11 protein-coding genes are annotated in these 19,089 nt (G+C 54.7%); 8 read left to right on the top strand and 3 right to left on the bottom strand.

The genetic code is table 11. The features are described from left to right. Positions 1-45: 45 nt before the first annotated feature. Complete coding sequence (locus AC2FC2_RS15715) at positions 46-921, bottom strand: LysR family transcriptional regulator (protein WP_209638935.1); 876 nt, start codon at positions 919-921, stop codon at positions 46-48. Positions 922-1,257: 336 nt separating this feature from the next. Between AC2FC2_RS15715 and AC2FC2_RS15720 the strand changes: the two genes are divergently transcribed. From AC2FC2_RS15720 to AC2FC2_RS15740, 5 genes are all read left to right on the top strand, one after another. Continuing rightward, positions 1,258-3,090, top strand: coding sequence for a thiamine pyrophosphate-binding protein (locus tag AC2FC2_RS15720; RefSeq protein WP_490659494.1), 1,833 nt, complete (start codon positions 1,258-1,260; stop codon positions 3,088-3,090). Between the two features lie 93 nt (positions 3,091-3,183). Continuing rightward, positions 3,184-3,612, top strand: coding sequence for a cupin domain-containing protein (locus tag AC2FC2_RS15725; RefSeq protein ID WP_490659495.1), 429 nt, complete (start codon positions 3,184-3,186; stop codon positions 3,610-3,612). 104 nt (positions 3,613-3,716) lie between these two features. Further along, a complete protein-coding gene (locus AC2FC2_RS15730) occupies positions 3,717-4,580 on the top strand; it encodes a DMT family transporter (protein ID WP_209638941.1) in 864 nt (287 codons plus the stop codon). 184 nt (positions 4,581-4,764) lie between these two features. Then, on the top strand, positions 4,765-6,009 hold the full coding sequence (locus AC2FC2_RS15735) for an MFS transporter (protein ID WP_490659496.1): 1,245 nt from the start codon (positions 4,765-4,767) through the stop codon (positions 6,007-6,009). A gap of 226 nt (positions 6,010-6,235) precedes the next feature. Beyond that, the gene (locus tag AC2FC2_RS15740) at positions 6,236-6,730 is read left to right on the top strand and encodes a DUF1097 domain-containing protein (protein WP_209638945.1); all 495 of its coding nucleotides are present in this window, start codon (positions 6,236-6,238) and stop codon (positions 6,728-6,730) included. A gap of 1 nt (position 6,731) precedes the next feature. Here AC2FC2_RS15740 and AC2FC2_RS15745 read toward each other — a convergent pair whose 3' ends face one another. Next, positions 6,732-7,715, bottom strand: a complete 984-nt coding sequence (locus AC2FC2_RS15745; RefSeq protein ID WP_209638947.1) for a substrate-binding domain-containing protein — start codon at positions 7,713-7,715, stop codon at positions 6,732-6,734. A gap of 269 nt (positions 7,716-7,984) precedes the next feature. On the opposite strand from AC2FC2_RS15745, the gene idnO reads away from it, so the two are divergent. The 3 genes from idnO to elaB all read left to right on the top strand — a co-directional run bounded on the left by idnO (position 7,985) and on the right by elaB (position 10,203). Next, complete coding sequence (idnO, locus tag AC2FC2_RS15750; protein ID WP_490308472.1) at positions 7,985-8,749, top strand: gluconate 5-dehydrogenase; 765 nt, start codon at positions 7,985-7,987, stop codon at positions 8,747-8,749. A gap of 24 nt (positions 8,750-8,773) precedes the next feature. Further along, positions 8,774-9,805, top strand: coding sequence for an L-idonate 5-dehydrogenase (gene idnD / locus AC2FC2_RS15755; protein ID WP_209639049.1), 1,032 nt, complete (start codon positions 8,774-8,776; stop codon positions 9,803-9,805). Positions 9,806-9,891: 86 nt separating this feature from the next. After that, on the top strand, positions 9,892-10,203 hold the full coding sequence (elaB, locus tag AC2FC2_RS15760) for a stress response protein ElaB (protein WP_209638951.1): 312 nt from the start codon (positions 9,892-9,894) through the stop codon (positions 10,201-10,203). Positions 10,204-10,247: 44 nt separating this feature from the next. Here the strand turns inward: elaB and AC2FC2_RS15765 are convergent, their stop codons facing one another. Further along, positions 10,248-18,890 (bottom strand): glycoside hydrolase family 94 protein, encoded by an 8,643-nt coding sequence (locus AC2FC2_RS15765; protein ID WP_490659497.1) that lies wholly within the window; start codon positions 18,888-18,890, stop codon positions 10,248-10,250. Positions 18,891-19,089 lie beyond the last annotated feature (199 nt).

Here is a 19,089-nt window from a genome sequence, read left to right on the forward strand (position 1 = left end):
CGGCGACCTTTTTTTTATGGTGAGTGGGGAAGTCGGGGCCAATGATCAGCCGGGATTATTTTTAAACGATTCTTCCAGAACCTGTACGACAGCACGCACGCGCGCCGCACGTTGCAGGTCAGGGTGCAGCACCAACCAAATATCGACCCAGTCTTTATTCTCCGGGAAGATGCGTACCAGGTCTGGGTCTTTATCCGCCAGGAAGGAAGACAGCAGGCCAATTCCCAATCCGTTGCGTGTCGCCGAACGCAGAAGCAGCTGCGAATTGCATTGAAGCACCACGTTAGGGTCGATCAGCGCTTCTCCACAGAAGTCGTTCCAGTGGCGGGGTACCAGTTCGCGTGGGAACATCAACAGATCGTGACCGCGCAGATGGTCGCCTTTGGTCGGCATCCCGTGCTTGTCGAGGTAGTCCTGCGTTGCATACAACCCCATCTCAATGGTGGCCATGCGCTTGATAATGAGTTCGTCGGACTCTGGCCGTGCCCCCCTGATCGCTAAATCGGCACCGCGATAAGAGATATCAGAGATATTAACCGCCGTCAGCATCGTGACCGTAATTAGCGGGTGTTGCTCCCGCAGCACCTTCAGCGCCGGGATGACAAAGGCTTCAGCCATGGTATCTGTCGTGGCGATGCGTACATTACCGCACAGGCTGTCGTCACCGCTGGTGGCTTTGCGGCCAATCGCTTGTACGGCGTTTTCCATATTCATCACGTCGGCCAGCATCTCTTCACCCAATGGACTGAGGGAAAAGGATTTTGGCGTGCGGATAAACAGCTTGGAGCCCAGGCTCTCTTCAAATGCAGTAATGCGCCGCCCGACGGTGGCCTGATCGACGTGTAGTTCATTGGCGGCTTTTCGTAAAGTGCCGCAGCGCGCGACCGCCAGGAAGAAGCGTGCATCATCCCAATTCATCATGCCATTTCCTTTGTACAGGCTTATCGGTCTTGTCAGTGTTCATTCTTGCGCAACCGTACTGGCTCTGGTTTAGGCTGCAAATGAGGCCCACGTATCATAATTATTTATTATGTTTCAGGATATGAATAAATGCATCAACGTGAAGCACTTTTGCATCTTTATTTTTACCCGACAATCTTTATGCTTATCAACGTTTATGCTGTGATCTGGCGCACATTTTGTGCCAATGTTACCTTAAACGCGTAAGCAGATACGCATGAGAGCCTGTCTCTGTGGCTAATCGCCTGGTGGGATCGACTCTATATCAGGTTGACCCACCACGACTGGACATTAAAAATGGAGTCTCACGCAGAGAAGTTATACACCCCCGTTGCGCTGGCAACGGCGGATGGCGTTAGGGTAATTGCAGCACCCGGCGCGAAAGCGGCAACGCAAAGTAATGCTGATGTGATCATCCAGGGTATTGAAGCTCGCGGCATTCAGCACATCTTCCTGGTACCCGGTAAACTGGTGTACCCACTGATTAAATCCATTGAACATTCAGGCATCACCGGTATCGTCGGTGCCCACGAGACCGCCTGTGGTTTTATGGCGGACGGTTATGCCCGTGCTAACCGCAAATTTGGCGTTTGCCTGGGGATCTCCGGCCCCGGCACAATGAATTTTTTGCCCGCGATGGCCGCTGCACAGGCTGATAAAATCCCGGTGCTGTATCTGGCTGGCGGTATCGCCACTTATCATGAAGCACAGGGTGCTTTCCAGGATGGCAGCAATAGCGGCATCGATGAGCTGACCATCGTCAAGCCATTGCTTTCCGCCGCGATAGAAGTGAAAAATAACCTGACGTTGCAACACGAGCTGCGACGCAGTTTGTCGTGTCTGAACACCCAACGTAAAGGCCGCGCTTACTTGAGCGTACCGGTCGATATGCAAAAGAACGTGGTTGCCGGCAATCATGATGCCAGCCCGCCGCGCACAACGCCGCAGTGCCGCGACGTTGCCATCGATCAGCAGGGGCTGGATCAGGTGCTGGACGACTATCTGTTACGCGGGTTGAAGGTGGCCTGTCTGGCCGGTAACCGGATGAATAACCCGCAAGATGCGGCATTGCTGCTGCGTCTGGCGGAGAAATACCGTTTGCCCGTCGCCACGACGCTATCCGGCAAGGGCGCCTTCCCGGAAGGGCATGAGCTGGCATTGGGTCTGTATGGCTTTGCCGGCCATACCCGGGCTGTGGAGACCATCAATGGTGATGACGTTGATGTCCTGCTGGTGTTGGGCTGCGATCTCAGCCAGCGCGATAGCCTCAATTGGAACGCACGGTTGCACGGTACGAAAACGCTGGTGGTGATCGATGAGGATTTTGACAAGGTCAGTTCGCACTACCAGCCGGATATGCAGATTTTCTCCAGCCTGACCGGGGCGCTACAACACCTGTTAGATGCGGTCAGTGACGAAGATGCGCATCTGGCCGATATCAACGTGCTGCGCGATGGCTGGATTGAGCAGGTAAATCAGTTACCCTTGGAACAACCGCGCCCTGACTTGCAGGCACGTCTGGCCGTGGCAGAGGCAAACATGTACCCCGGCGATGCCATTAAACGCATTCGTCGCCATATGGACCAGGATACTAACGTCGTGGTCGACTCTGGCGCGCACCGTATCTTTATGGCACATCACTGGCTAGCCAGTGGGCGTGGTGATTACCATACATCAAGTTCGTTGGCCCCGATGGGCTGGGCGATTTGCGCGGGTATTGGCATCAAGCTGGCGGCACCGCATCGTAACTGCGTGGTGGTCACCGGTGATGGCTGTATGCTGATGCACGGCATGGAAATTCAGACGGCTGCCCGTTATCAGGTCAAGATGACCTTCGTGGTGATGAACAACTGTGCTCACGGTGCAATGCATATCGACACGTTGCAGAACCGGGGGGTATCGGCAGATTATACTGCGCTGCCTAATCATGACTGGAAAGCCTTCGCCAACAGTCTGGGCGTCTCTTCGGCCAAAGCGGCAACGTTGGAAGAGCTCGATGACGCGCTGGTTGCCGCGGCCGAACACGACGGCCCGTTCCTGATAGAAGTGTTGGTAGGAAATCATGTGGCGCCTAATCGATACTATGCCGAGAGCATCGTAGAATACGAGCAGCGTATCAAAGGCGTGTAAGAGCGTTGCCCTGTTAATCCGGGAGCCGTCATTATTATTGTCCTTTGCATCACGCCATTCTATTTTACTCACAGTAGTCATGGAGCGATAACAATGTATAAATTGACACTTCTGGCAGTATTAATGATGGCATTTCAAGGCCATGCACAGGCCGCTGACGATCATGGTGAAGGCATTACCAAAGAAACGCTTCTGAAAACAGAGAAGTCGTGGGAGGGGTCGCCCTATCAGCATTATCCTGCCGGCGCTCCGCAGATCACCATGTTGAAGGTCACCGTTGAGCCGAACAAGGTGCTGGCCTGGCATACTCACCCGTGCATCAGCGCAGTGTATATGACAGGGGGGAGCGTTTCGCTGACGGTAAAGAAAACCGGCGTGAAGCACACCTTTAAACAGGGTGACTCTTTTACCGACACGGTAGATATTGTTCATCAGGGGGTATCGGGTGATAAAGGTGCTGAAATGCTGGTGTTCTTTGCCTGCGCAGACAATAAACCGCTGACGGTAAAAGCCGCCGAATAATGCCGGTGTCGTCTTTCAAGTTGCCGCTTTACCTGGCTGCAGCTTGGAATCTACGGGTATAGATTATTTTTTGCAGCCTGTTTGGGCTGCATTCTGAGGAAATCATGGTTGCTTTATGGATGGTTGTCGCCAGCGGGTTCTTTGCGCTGATGGGGGCCAGCATCAAATTGGCTTCGGCCAAAGTTGGCTTTTTCGACATCATTTTTTACCGTTCCGTCATTAACGTCCTGATCGTTGCCGCGCTGATTCATATTAAAAACCTGGGTTTTCGTACCCAGCATCTGGGCCTGCATATGAAACGTGCGGCTATAGGTAATGCGGCGATGTACTGCGGTTTCTATTCATTGATCCATCTGCCGATCGCCACCGCCACTACGCTGGGTTACACCAACCCGATTTTTCAATCGGCGATTGCCTTTGTTACTTCCAAAGGTCAGTTAACCGGAAAACTGTTGTTCTCGGTACTGCTGGGATTCATCGGCATTTTGGTGTTATTGCGCCCTGACGCGCCGAACGGCGAGTATGCGGCGACCCTGATCGGCCTGTTTTCTGGCTTGCTCACGGCATTGGCCTATTTTAACGTCGGCAAATTGGTACGTAGCGGGGAACCCGAACTGCGAGTGGTATTTTACTTCTCGCTGGTGGGCACGCTGGTCGGTGGCGTAATGACGTCAGTGGTGGGGTTCACGGCGTTGGATAGCGCGATGATACTGTGTGTCTGTGCCATCGGCGTATTCGGCAGCCTGGGGCAAATTACCATGACTCGCGCCTATGGCAGCGGTAATGCGGTCATTGTTAGCATTCTTTCCTATAGCACCATCATCTTTTCCACCTTGCTCGGCTATGTGCTGTTCGGCGAAAAACTGTCTTACATTGCCGCCGGGGGCATGGCATTGATTATTCTTTCTGGTGCGCTGGCTATTTTGAAACGTGCTCCCGCGAAGGTCCAAAAAGCGGAGGCGGTGTAACCACTTTCTGCCCGTTTCTTTCATAAAGACCAGCGAGTATTGCCAGCGCGAATGCATTAATGAATCACTATGATGCATTCTTGGCTATTTTTACGGTTATACCCGAACGGTATGATAAACGCGTTTCCTGATGAGTTTGGTTTTCAGGGCTTAGTGTTTATCCAGATTGTTTCGGGAGAGAAAAATGTCTGAAGGGGTGGCTGTTGATAAATCAGCTCAAGCGAATTTGGGCGAGTCACATTTTGCCATCTTATTGTTTTTAGCCTTGGCATTAATGTCTGCATTGCTCAACAGCAGTGCGCCGACGCCGCTTTATCCGCTTTATCAACATGAGTTGGCATTAAGCTCGGTCAGCCTGACAGTCATTTATGGTGCCTATGCTGCGGGTGTGCTGATCTCATTGTTCGGCGTGGGCAATATGGCCGGCAAAGTGAAGGACCTGCGCAGCATGATTGTTCCTGCGCTGCTGGTGGTACTGGCGGGGGCCTTGTTATTCTCGATGGCCGATTCGTTCCTGATGATGTTTATGGCGCGTTTGCTGGCCGGTATTGGTACCGGCGCCCTGACCGGGGCCGCGAATATTGCGCTGGTGCGTTTTGGGCCGAAAGACGGCGGTAAAAATGCGGCACTGATTGCGACATTGTCTTTTACCACCGGTCTGGCATTAGGGCCGATTTTCAGCGGCGTTGCGTTGCAAACTGGGTTCCATACCACCTCATTGCCGTTCATTATCATTATGGCGGTGGCGGCAATCGCTGCGTTAGGTGTGATGCTCAAATGGCCCGCTATTGCTCCGGTTGTCCCCCTGAATGGAGCCGTAGAAACAGGGGCCGAAACGGAAAAGAGTTCTCTGGGAGATGGCTTGCGAGCGACAGGGGGCAAGTTCTTCCTGTGTGCCGGTGCGCTGTTTATCTGTTGGGCTGTGGCTGCCAGCATTCTGGCGATTGGCCCAAGCGTGTCGGAAAAGCTGTTGGGTATGCATAGCCGTGGTGTTTATGGGTATGTGATCGCGGTTTATCTGGTGATTGCCGGTATTAGCCAGATCCTGAGCCGCCGCGTTAATGCTCGTCACTCGCTGATGTTTGGCTGCCTGGCGCAAGCGCTGTCAGTCGTGGTGTTCGCCGAAGCCATACAGATTCATTCGTTGGGTCTGGCCAGTGCCGGTATGGTGATTGCGGGTTATGCCTACGGGGCTATCTTTGTCGGCAGTGCCACATTGGTGAATCTGATTTCACCGAAGGCAAGCCATGCAAGACTGATTTCGCTGTTTTACGTTATTGCTTATATCGCCAACTGGATCCCTATCCTGTTGGGGGTAGTGATCGACCATGCCAGCTTGCATCTGGCGGTCAACCTGTTATTCCTGGTCAGTGCCGTGGTGTGCTTAATGTTAAGCCTCATGGTGACCCGCGCGGGCTTCCCACGCTGAGATTTCAGCGCCCGATCTCATTTGGGCGTGAGTGAATCTGGTAAACGATTTCCCTGGTGTTGTTGTGTGTCATTTCCAGCGTGCTTGCCACGCTGGTTTTTTTTTGTGACAAATTCCTCAGTTCTGTAATTACCATGTTTCTCATTACATATTTTATGTGATTCCCATCATATATTTTTGCCGATTTTCGCGTAAACTGCGCGCTTCCTTTTCAGCGGGTCGGTTTATGAACGTTATTTTTGCCATTGCTTTGACTACCGGGATCCTCTCTGGCGTTTGGGGATGGGTTGCGGTGAGCCTGGGGTTAATCAGCTGGGCCGGTTTTCTCGGCTGCACAGCCTATTTCGCCTGCCCGCAGGGGGGATTAAAAGGGTTGTTAATCAGCACCTTGACCAGTTGCAGCGGCGTCTTTTGGGCTATGGCGATCATTCACGGCAGTGAGCTCGCTCCAGGCTGGAGTATGCTCGGTTATCTGCTGACCGGCGTGGTGGCTTTTTTGATGTGCATTCAGGCAAAGCAACAGTGGCTGGGGTTCGTGCCTGGTACCTTCATTGGCGCTTGCGCGACCTTTGCTGGTGGCGGTGACTGGCCGTTGGTGACCCTGTCTTTACTGGTTGGGCTGGTGTTCGGTTACGCGATGAAAAACAGCGGCTTGTGGTTGGCGGCACGCAATGAGAAAACCAAAGCGACCGCTGTTGTTACCGAGAATGTTAACCGCTGATTCAAATGGTACCGCCGAGGGAAATGCGGTAGTGCAGGTCCACGCGCTCAATGCAGGGTAGCCCTTTTATGCGTTTGAGCAAGATCTCCGTAGCGACTTTACCCATATCAAACCTTGGTGTGATCACGCTGGCGATGCCCGGTGTGGTGGCTTTGCCGATATCCAAACCGTGAAAACCTGATAGGGCGACGTCCTGTGGAACTTGTAACCCGAGCCGGAGACACGCCTGCAACACGCCAACGGCCAGATCGTCATTGGTGCATAAGATACCGTCCAAATCAGGATAGAGTTGACGGGCCATCGCCAGCATATCGGAACCCACACTGACAGACGACACCCGATGCGGTGTGATTTGACGCGGCGCTAACCCTTGGTTTTCCATCGCCTGGCAATAGCCTTGAAAGCGCTTGTTATCGCGGGCATCAGACATGGCACCAAAATAAACCACCTGACGTTTTCCGCTGGCAAGCAGCGCTTCTGTCATGTCATAACCGGCCTGATAGTTATCGAACCCCACGGCAATCCGCCCCTCCGGGGCTTCAAGATCCATCACCTGCGCTACCGGGATTTTTGCTGCCGCCAAGTATTTCTCTGCCCGTAATGTGTGCTCAGAATCTGTCAGAATCAGCCCCGCGATGGGGTAGGCCAGCAGTTGGACGATGTGCTCTTCCTCTCGTTGGCGGCTGTAATCATAGTTCACCACCAGGGTCTGATAACCGTGTTCCAGCGTAATGGATTCGATACCGGCTAACAGGTCGGCAAAAATCTGATTGTTGAACGAAGGGATCAGGACGCCTATACGCGGTTTTTGCGTTGAGCGCGCTTCATCGCTGTCGGTGAAATTAACCTCTTTCATCACTTGGGCAATTTTCGCGGCGGTTTCTGCAGCCACCTTTTCTGGCGTGCGCAGATAGCGGCTGACGGTCATTTTTGTCACACCGGCGAGCAGCGCAATATCCTGCAGCGTGACGCGTTGGTTCTTCATTCTGATGCCTTAGCTGGGGGGGCGGAAAGGGCCCGCATGATGTCATGTTAACAAATCGATCTGGCGATAACAATCCGCCTCATAAAGTATAAAAACTATATTTTTCAATAAACTATGTTGATATGTTTTCTCGACGGAATGCGTAGCTTCACGTTAAAGGTAACAGGTTTTAGTAACACTGTTTTAAGTGATCTAGATCGCATTTTTGCTGGCAGCGATCCGCTGAGATAGACGCCTGTTCTTTCTGAATGACATGGCCGGGGTGCGTTATGAACAACTTGTTTTCACTGGATAATAAAAAAATACTGATTACCGGCGCTTCTCGGGGCATTGGCTTTCTGCTGGCTCGTGGGCTGGCGCAGTATGGTGCCCATATTCTGGTCAATGCGACCACTCAGGAAAATGCGCAGCGTGCGGTTGAAGCGTTGCGACGCGAAGGTTTCCGCGCCGACGCCGCGGCCTTTGACGTGACCGACTCTCAGGCCATTCATGCTGCTATTGAGCAAATCGAGGCAGAGGGCGGTGGAATCGATGTGCTGATCAACAATGCGGGCATTCAGCGCCGTCATCCGTTTACCGAGTTCCCGGAAAAAGAGTGGGACGAGATTATTGCCGTCAATCAAAAAGCGGTCTTTATGGTCTCGCAAGCCGTGGCGCGCCATATGGTGCAGCGCCAAAGCGGAAAAATCATCAATATTGGCTCAATGCAGAGCGAACTGGGCCGTGACACCATTACACCCTATGCCGCGTCAAAGGGGGCGGTAAAAATGTTGACGCGCGGCATGTGTGTAGAGCTGGCGCGCTATAACATTCAGGTAAATGGCATTGCTCCGGGCTACTTCAAAACGGAAATGACCCAGGCGCTGGCGGACAATGCGGAGTTTACCGCGTGGCTGACCAAACGCACTCCGGCTGCCCGTTGGGGTGATCCGCAGGAGTTGATTGGTGCTGCCGTATTCTTGTCATCAAAGGCATCCGATTTTGTTAATGGCCACCTGCTGTTTGTCGATGGCGGCATGTCCGCTGCGGTATAACCGCCTGCTTAATGGAAAATAATGATGAAAATTCAAACCCAATCCTGCGTGGTTAAAGGCAAATATGACGTCGCAGTGGTGGAGCAGGAGGTGGAATACCAAGGGACGGGCACGCTGGTGAAAATCACGCGTGGTGGTATCTGTGGTTCAGACCTGCATTACTACCAAGAAGGCAAGGTTGGCAGCTTTCAAGTGCGCCAGCCGATGGTGCTTGGCCATGAGGTGATTGGTGAGGTGGTGGCCAGTGATACTGCGCGACTGGCTGTTGGCCAAAAGGTGGCGTTGAACCCCAGCAAACCCTGCGGGCTGTGCAAATATTGCCTGGCGAACCAGCAAAACCAGTGTACTCACATGCGTTTCTTCGGCAGCGCCATGTATTTTCCCCATGTGGATGGTGCCTTCACCCAATACAAAGTGGTTGATAGTGCGCAGTGCATTGCCTTTGACGCCGATCGCGATGAGAAGGTGATGGTGTTTGCTGAACCTTTGGCCGTCGCGATTCATGCTGCAAAACAGCCAGGGGAGGTAAACGGCAAAAGGGTGTTTGTTTCCGGTGTTGGGCCGATCGGGTGCTTACTGGTGGCTGCATTGAAGGCACTGGGCGCCAGCGAAATTGTTTGTGCCGATCTTAGCCCACGTTGCCTGGATATCGCCCGTGAGATGGGGGCGTCTATCTGCATGCATGCAAGCAATGACGATTTTAGCCGTTACCAACAGGAGAAAGGCTATTTTGACATCGCGTTTGAAGTTTCCGGCCATCCGTTATCCCTGTTGCGCTGTCTGGAGGTCACCCGTGCCAAGGGGACGGTCGTGCAAGTGGGTATGGGCGGCAGTTTCCCTGATTTTCCACTGATGCTGCTGATCGCCAAAGAGTTGAATTTACTGGGCTCATTCCGTTTTGTTGAAGAGTTTGATATCGCGGTTGCCTGGTTGTCCGACGGGACGATCAATCCGTTGCCGCTGCTCTCCGCTGAGTTTAACAATCAGCAACTGGAACAAGCTCTGGCATTCGCCGGCGATAAGCGCCTGGCCGCCAAGGTCCAGCTGGTGTTCTAATTTTAGCCAATAGTCTGATGGCGGGGAGCGGCTATCCTTGTCTATAGTTAAGGGCCGCTTCATTTTTTAAATACGGAGAACTTAACATGGCGAGAAATACGGATGCAGATCAAACCACGCTCGACGACGATCTGAGAATGCTGAGCGACACGCTGGAAGAAGTGTTGAAGTACTCCGGCGATCGCGCCGATCAGGCCTACATCGACATTAAAGCCCATGCCGAAGAGGCGTTGAGTGAGGTCAAGTCACGGCTGACTGACTCTACCGAATCCTACTATGCGCGTGCCAAGGACGCGGTTTGCCGCACTGACGGCTATGTGCGTGAAAAACCATGGCACAGTGTCGGCATTGGGGCGACGGTCGGATTGGTGCTGGGTCTGTTGTTGGCGCGTAAATAACGACGTAAAGGTATTGGGCGCGGTCATTCACCGCGCCCTTGGTTTTACTGCCCCAGCATGACGTCCACGTGATGGATTTTCCCGTCGTCTACCAGCGTTATTACGGCCTCCGGCTGTTCTTCACCATCAACGGTGATCTGCGTCGTTCCCGTTCCCTGCCGGATAATCAACTGGTACTCGCTGCCACCCTCCCGGTAATTCAGTGTCACCTGTGGCCAGTCCGCAGGCAGACGGGTGTTGATGGACAACTGATTGCCACGGCGTTTCAATCCCAGCAGTGACTCGACAATCAGCCGGTACATCCAACCGGCAGAGCCGGTATACCAACTCCAGCCGCCACGACCGACGTGCGGCGCGACCGCGTATATATCGGCGGTCGCCACGTAAGGCTCAACCTTGTAGCGCTCGGCGGCGGTGCTGTCCAGGCTGTGGTTGATCGGGTTGATGAGCGCCATCAGTTCCCAGGCGCGTTCGATATTGCCCATTTCGGCGAAGGCCATGACCGCCCATACCGCGCCGTGGGTATACTGACCGCCATTTTCCCGCACGCCAGGCAGATAACCGCGGATATAACCCGGATTAGGGCCGTTGCCATCGAATGGCGGTGTCAGCAGTTTTATCAGACCAGCTTGGTTGTCTACCAGGTGTTTATCCAGCGATTGCATCGCCTGCAGGCTGCGTGTTTTATCCGCCGCACCGGACAACACAGACCAGCTCTGGGCGATGGCGTCGATGCGGCACTCAGTTGATTGTTGAGAACCTAGCGGCTCTCCACTGTCAAAGTAGCCCCGACGATACCATTCGCCATCCCAGGCATGGTCACGCAGGTTATCGCGCAAGGTATCGGCCTGTTGTCGACAGAGTGCCGCCAGTTCGTTGTCGTTGCGCGCAGCAGCGACGTTGCCGTAACGCTGCAGGATATGGAACAGGAAGAAACCGAGCCAGACGCTTTCACCTCGCCCCTCCAGGCCCACCATATTCATGCCATCGTTCCAGTCACCCGCCCCCATCAGCGGCAGGCCGTGCTCACCAAAGGTTAATCCGTGTTTTAACGCCCGTACGCCGTGCTGATACAGGGTTTCCTGTATTGCGCTTGATGCGGGTTGCTCATACGAGGATTCCTCACCCGGCGCCAGTTTGCGCGCCTCCAGATAGCCGACGGACTCATCGAGAATGGACCGATCGTCGGTGGCATCCAGGTAATGACAAATGGCCAGCGGCAGCCACAGGTAGTCATCCGAACAGCGCGTACGCACCCCGTTGCCCTGTGGCGGGTGCCACCAGTGTTGGACGTCGCCTTCGATAAACTGGCGCGAAGCGCACAGCAGGATCTGTTCGCGCAGACGTTCTGGGGCCGCATGGGTCAATGCCAACGTGTCTTGCAATTGGTCGCGGAAACCGAAGGCCCCGCCGGACTGATAGTAACCGCTGCGTGCCTGAATACGGCAGGAGAGGGTTTGGTACAGTAACCAACCATTGGCCAGCAGGTCGACGGCGGGATGCGGCGTCCCGATTTGCACCTTGTTGAGAATGCTGTCCCAATGTGCCGTAACGCGTTGCAGTTCATCTTGCAGTTTGTCTTCCCGCAGGTATTTTTGCAACAGGGCCTCAGCCTCATCGGCGTTTTGCCCCAACCCAAGGGCAAACACCAGACTGCGTTGATCGCCATCGATCAGGCTGAGCGCCGACTGAACGGCCCCACAGGGATCCATAGCTGCGCCCACTTTGCCCGACAGTCGCCGCAGTTTCAGCACCACCGGGTTGGCCAGCGAACCGTTGCGTCCGATAAATTCACGCCGATCGCCACTGATGGAACAATGCACGCCGGTGACACCAAAGAAAGCGGTGCGATCTGAACCGCTGCTGCCGTAATGGTTGGTGGCCAGGATGCCACAGCCGCTTTCAGGCGATGCGGCCTGTGTGACAATGTGCATGGCCGATTTTTGCCGCAAATCACCCAGAATAAATTCCACGTAGCCGGTTGCCGACAACTTGCGCGTGCGCCCCGAGGTATTGGTCAGGGTTAGCAGGAACAGTTTGACCGGTGCATCTTTGGCCACCAGCACGGTGAACTGACTGTCGATACCGTTTTCGCGGTGGTCAAAGACGCTGTAGCCGAAACCGTGGCGGGTCAGGTAGTGCCCACGGCCCCGGGCAGGCAGTGGTGTGGGGGACCAGAAGTGCCCGTTCTCTTCATCACGCAGATAGAAGGCCTCCCCGCTGCGGTCGCAGATAGGGTCGTTATCCCAGGGGGTCAGGCGGTATTCATGGGCGTTTTCGTACCAGGTGTAGGCCTGACCACTTTCCGAGACAACGGTGCCGAACATCGGATTAGCGATCACGTTCGACCAAGGGGCGGGCGTGATCTTACTTTCGTTCATTGCGATCACATATTCGCGGCCATTCTCGGAGAAGCCGCCGAGACCATTGTAAAACTGCAACGCGTCAATGGCGGGCAGCTGTGGCGAATGCAGGTTACGCGGCAGATTGTCCACCGTGGCCAGTTTCGACGACGCGGTGACCGGCGACAGAGGTTGCTGCAGAACCTGCGGCATTTGCAGACGCTGGTTGAGTTGCTCCGTTAATCCACCGCGACGATCGTCGAGATAAATCCGCGCAACGCTGAGCAACAACCGGTGGTCTTCCGGTGCCATATGCTCGCTGGTGCGCACGAAGATGCCACCGGGCTTATCTGTTTGGGTGGATTCCATACCGGCGGCGATCAGGCCCATGATCTGGTTTTGCAGATCCTGGCGGTAGCCGCCGACGTCTTCATTGAGGATCACCAGATCGACCTGTAGCCCTTTCAAGCGCCAATAGTTGTGGGCTTGGATCAGTTGCCGTACCAGTTCGATGTTCTCGCTGTCGGTCACCGTAAGCAGGACTATCGGCAGATCGCCGGAGATAGAGTGGCCCCACAGCCCCGATTGGCCGCGGCGGTTGTTAATGATTTCACTGCCGGCGGCCCGCATTTCTTGCGCCGGGAAGACCACTGCGCCCGCCAAGCGATTAAACAGATTGGCGTCCTCTTCATTGGCGTTCAACTGGCGCAGGACCACCTGGCTATGCGACCACGCCAGTTCAAATACACGATCTGCCAGATGGCGATCGCGGTATTTTTCCAGCATGACCATTCCACTGGCGCGGTCTTCACTGACGCCATAAAAGATATCCAGCGTGAGAGGTACGTTCGGTTCCAGCACCACGCGCTGACGGATAGCGATGATCGGGTCAATGACCGGCCCGGCACTGTTACTGAGCGGCGCATTTTGATACAACGCCTGCGGATTGGTGGGCGTGCGCCCGCGGCCGATAAATTTGGCACGGTCGGTTTCAAAGGATGTTTGGCTGGAACGGCCCTGTACCGTCATCATATGCAGCAACCACGGGCATTTCTCTTTGGGTTCACGCGGGCGACGATGGCACAAAATAGCATCCTGCTCCGGCAGCAATTCGGTCTGCACGAACAGGTTACTGAATGCCGGATGAGCCAGATCGTTGCTTGCCGGTGCCAGCACCACTTCCGCATAGCTGGTGATTTCGATGGTGCGTGGTTGTTTGCCGCGATTTATCAGCGTCACGCGCCGCAGTTCAATATCATCTTCCGGTGATACCACCACCTGGGTTTTTACCGTCAGCGCACCCTGTTGGCGCTGGAACTCGGCCCCGGCATCGTTGAATACGGCGCTGTACCCCTTGGCGGCGCCACCGATGGGTTGCCAGGTATTGCTCCAGACTTCACCGGTTTGCGGATCGCGTAGGTAGCAGAAGGCGCCCCAGTTATCGCAGGTAGCATCTTCGCGCCAACGGGTGAGCGCGAGGTTCTGCCAGCGGCTGTAACTGCCACCAGCCTGGGTGAGCATCAGGTGGTAGTTGGCGTTGGACAGCAGCTGCACTTCCGGGATTGGTGAGTCCACCCGGTTAAATTCACGCGCTACGAAGCTGGCTGGGGTAATGGTGCCCTCATGGGTCTCAAAGTGGCGACGCGTGCTGTACAACTCGACGGCATCCGGCACCCGTTCTTGCAGTAACAAACGTGCTGATTGGAAGGCCGGGTAGTCGGCGAAACGCGCCACCATCGGCGCATCCAGCAACAGGTGCGACAGGGCCAGGAAACTCATGCCCTGATGGTGCGCCATATAGGAACGGATAATTACGTACAGTTGACCGCGGCTGAGGCGTGCGGTGGTGTAATCCAGCGCTTCGTAAAAACCGTAGCGGCCTTTGGCACCATTTTTTTCCAGCGTGACCAGGTTATTGCAGGCCGCATCCGGGTCGACAATCAATGCCATCACCGTCGCATAAGGGGCGACCACCATGTCGTCACCCAGACCGCGTCTCAGGCCCAAACCGGGTACGCCAAAAGCATGGTATTGGTAATTTTGATCGGCATCGAAACCAAAGTAGCCGGACTCGGAAATACCCCAAGGGACGCCGCGTTCTTTGCCCCAGGCAATTTGTCTGTCTACCGCAGCACGGCACATTTGTACCAAGAGCGAATCGGGGTACGCGGGCATCACCAATTGCGGCATCAAGTATTCAAACATTGAACCGCTCCATGACATCAGCGCCGGTTCATTTTCGATCAGGGTAAACAGACGGCCAAGTGCAAACCAACTGCGTTGAGGGACTTGGTTGGTAGCGATGGCGACGTAATTGGTCAGCCGGATTTCCGATGCCAGCAGATCGTATTTACTGCTGTCCATCCGGTTTTGATCGCAGTTAAAGCCGACGGTCAGCAAATGGGTCGATTCGTCATACAGGAAGTGGAAGTCCATCTGCGCCATTTTTTCCAGCCGCTGTTGCAGGCTATCCAATTGCGTCAGCTTTTCTTGTGCCTGGATGCTGACCGCATCAAGTTGACTCCGTTGCTCTACCGACAGCGTCAATGACGAGGGGGGATTCGCCAGCCAATGCAGGCTGGGGACTGTTTCCAGTTCTGATACGTTGTCGCTCAGCCAGCCGAACCATTGCGCCCACTCGGCGCAGAGCTCATTAAGTTGCTGGTGCAGTGCGCCGGCCCAACGTCGGGTTTCATCGCCATGGTTTAGCGCCGGCTCTTGCAGGCCGTTACTGTAATTGCGCATTGCATTCAGTTCGGCTAACAGGGCGGCAGGGTGGCTGTGATGAGCCTGTTCCCAGTGGTTACGCAGTTTTGACAGGTTCTTTGGTGCGGCGTCGCCCCAGTGCTGTTCCAGCAGTTGCAGGCTGTCGCCGAGCCCGTCCAGAACCCGTTGCGGTTCAATCAAGGGTTGGTGGGCCAGTGCGGGCAGGCCGGCGCTGAGCGTTAACAGATGGCCTGCCAGGTTGCCGCTATCGACGCTGGAGATATAGCGCGGGTTTAGCGGCTCCAATGTGCGGGTGTCATACCAGTTGTAGAGGTGTCCGCGGTAGTGTTCCATGCGGTCCAGCGTATTGAGCGTGAGTTCAATACGCCGCAGCGCTTCACTGAGTGTCAGATAGCCAAAGTCGTAGGCGGTGATATTGGCCAGCAACGATAGCCCGATATTGGTCGGTGAGGTGCGGTGCGCCACCACCGGTTCCGGTATCTCCTGATAGTTATCCGGCGGCAGCCAGTTTTCCTGCTGATTGACGAAGGTATTGAAGAAGTCCCAGGTCTGTCGACTGGTGTGGCGCAGGAACCGCCGTTGTTCATCGTTAATGGCGGTTTTACTGCGTTGAGGCTCTTGGCTGAGGTAATACAGCAGGAATGGCGCCAGGATCCACAAGCTGGTGATGGGCAGTGTAATAAACAGCGCCATTGGGTTATGCATGAGGGTAAAAATCAGCAGCGCCAGCCCGGCTAACGGGTTGATCCACATGGCGCGGTAGAAGTTTTCCAACGTGACCTGCTGACGGGCTTTGGACTGGTCGTAGCTGGTCCATTCCTGCAGGTTGCGTTTAGTGATCAGCAACCGCCACAAGGTAATGGCGATGGCGTTGAGGCTGTACAGCGTTTCATGCGGCAGCGTTGCCAATCGTAGACCGATCTGCGACAGACGGTGGAGTGAGCCGTTCAGTACCAGCAGTATATGCTTTAGCAGCGGCCTGCGGGGGGGCTTACGTACGATATCTTGCACCAGTCCCAGCAGGGTCGGCAGCAGCAGAATAATGGCGAATACCGCCAACCAGTAAGGGGTGTTGGGCAACCAAACGAAGCCGCAAAACAGCAGTAATAGCAGGCTGGGGGCCGTCAGGCTGCGGCGCAGGTTATCAAACAGTTTCCAGCGTGACAGGGTACTCAGAGGGTTGGCGGTGCGCGTGCCGTCTTCTGTTTTCACCCGTGGCAGTAACCAGTTGAGTAATTGCCAGTCACCGCGGATCCAGCGCGTACGACGTGCAACGTCCACCAGATAATTACTGGGGTATTGTTCATACAGCAGCACGTCGCTCAACAGGCCGGAACGGGCATAGCACCCTTCCAGCAGATCGTGGCTGAGCACCAAATTCGCTGGACAGGTCCCTTTCATGCTGTGCGAGAACACATCGACGTCATAGATGCCTTTGCCGATAAATGAACCTTCGCCAAACAGATCCTGATAGATATCCGACGCCATCAGCGTATAAGGATCATTGCCCGGCGTGCTGCTGCACAGTGCGGCATAGCGTCCCTGGCCGTAGCTCGGGATTTCCTCGGCCATACGAGGTTGCAAGATGGCGTAACCTTCCACCACCCGTTGCTGGTTCATATCATACTGGGGCTGATTGAGCGGGTGTGCCATGGCGGCGATTAATTGGTGGGCGCTTTCGCGTGGCAGAACGGTATCGCTGTCCAGCGTAATGACGTATTTGACGTTTTTCAGAACCTCACGGCCGTCACCCACCAGGGTGCTGAAGGCGTTTTCCCGGTTACGCAGCCAGTTATTCAGGGCATTCAGTTTGCCGCGCTTACGTTCAAGCCCCATCCAGACGCCTTGTTTTTCATTCCATTGGCGATCGCGGTGGAACAGGAAAAAGTGGCTTGGGCCTTCACAAGGGTAGCGTCCGTTCAGCGCTTTCATCTGTTGGCAGGCATAATCCAGTAAGGCCGCATCCTCAGTATGGTGCTGGTGGGGGGCATCGTTGAAGTCGGTGAGCAGGGCAAAGTGCAGATGCTTCATCGCGTTGCCCAGATAACAGACCTCAAGCGTATTGATCAGCTTATCAACGTCGTTTTTACTGCCGATCAGCGTCGGTATTACCACCAGGGTTCGGAACTCGGCGGGAATGCCACAGGAGAAGTCGAGTCTCGGTAGTGGCTGTGGTGTACGACTACGGGTCGTGACCTCACTGAGCAGATTGAGTACAAATTGGCTGACAACGATGGCCATCGGGAAAAACAGCAGGACCAACCCCCAACTGATGCCGGTGCTATAGGCATGGCGCAGCAGTTCCGCACAGCACGCGGTGGTGATTAGGCTCAGGCTACCGAGCCAGGAAAGCAGCGGGGCCTGATTCAACGTATGGCGCAGTTGGGTAATGCGCCCGATGTGTACATCAAGCTGTTGTTCCAGCTCTGGGCGGCCATCATCAATCAGGTAGTAGCCGATGTGGTTACGGCGCGGATCGCCGGAGGGATCTTCGGCCGCGACGCGCGCCATGTTGAGCACGTGCTGGGCAACCTGTACCTCATTGTGCGGACAGTGGCGCGCCAGCATTTCAATCACGTGGCGGTAGTTATCGCGCGTGTTGAAGTGCATTAAGGGGTAAACCCCGGAGGGATCTTCACGCAGGGTTTGCTCGACCTGACTCATGGTTTCGACAAACTCTGCCCAGTCCATTTCGCTGAGCTGACGCAGGCCGGAAATACTGTTGCTGACCGACAGTTGGCTAACCGCCAACTGCTGGTTAAAGCGATGGATGAGTTCATCAGAGGTCAGACCGACTTCCGCCAGACGCTGTTCTACCCAGGTAAGCGGCAATGCCAGCATGGTGCCATGGCCTTGCAGGCGACGTACCAGCTCGGCAACAAAGGCGCTGGTACGAGGGGGATTGGAGCGTGCCATGTCGGCGATCACGATGATCAGGTTGGCCGGGTCGTTCTCTGCCGATTCCAGCATTTTCGTGACCCAGGCGTCGGCTAAATTGCGTTCGCGTTGTGCCTGTGCAACTTCCACGCTGACGCGTCGCAGGTTTTCGATTAACGCCAAGCGCAACATACCGGGCAGTGCCCAGAGTTCGCCCAACGTCAGGTTAACTTCTTTTTGGTAAGCGGCAATATAACGGGTGAGGCTCTCCGCATCCCACCGGCCGTCACCGTGCGTAATCGCCTCGGCAGCGACGTCATAAATACGCGGGCAATTATGCGGTGGGCCCAGCTGTGGCAGGCCACGGCCAAAGGTTTTTGGCAAATGATGACGCACGACACGGATTTGTTCTTCGATCAGATAGTAGTTATCCAGCAACCATTCACCCGCGGGTGTCATGCTGGCTTTTTTGCCGTTGCTGAGTTGGTGGCAGCTTTCTGCCAGAATTCGCTCGTTATCGTCCAGACGCTTCAGCAAATAGTAAGGTGTTTTACGCGTTGCCAGCTTGTGCGAGCGTGCCAGACGCTGGCCGTAGCGCTCCATTTGATCGACAGAAAACAGTTCGGCCTTGATCGTTCCACCGGTCGGTTCAGGCTCCCCTTTACTGCGGCGTAGGGGCAAAGGTTTGACTTTGGTTATTCTGCGTTGTTTTTTCAACCAATTGATTAGTATTTCTTTCACAAAAAAGCTCCTTACATCTGACCAAAAAGGCAGCCGGAAAAAATCGCTTGGAGATTTTGAACATCCCATTAAAGCCGATTTTTAGATTTGGCGAGGGTTCGAAACAGGCAGGGATATGCTCACTTAGTATAGTCGGTTAATATCTCACTGGGCGTTTTTTGAGCTAATTGTTTAATTTTAATAAACAATAAGGTGTTGT

The sequence above is a fragment of the Serratia sp. CoH_122_TC_1 genome, from assembly GCF_058191755.1.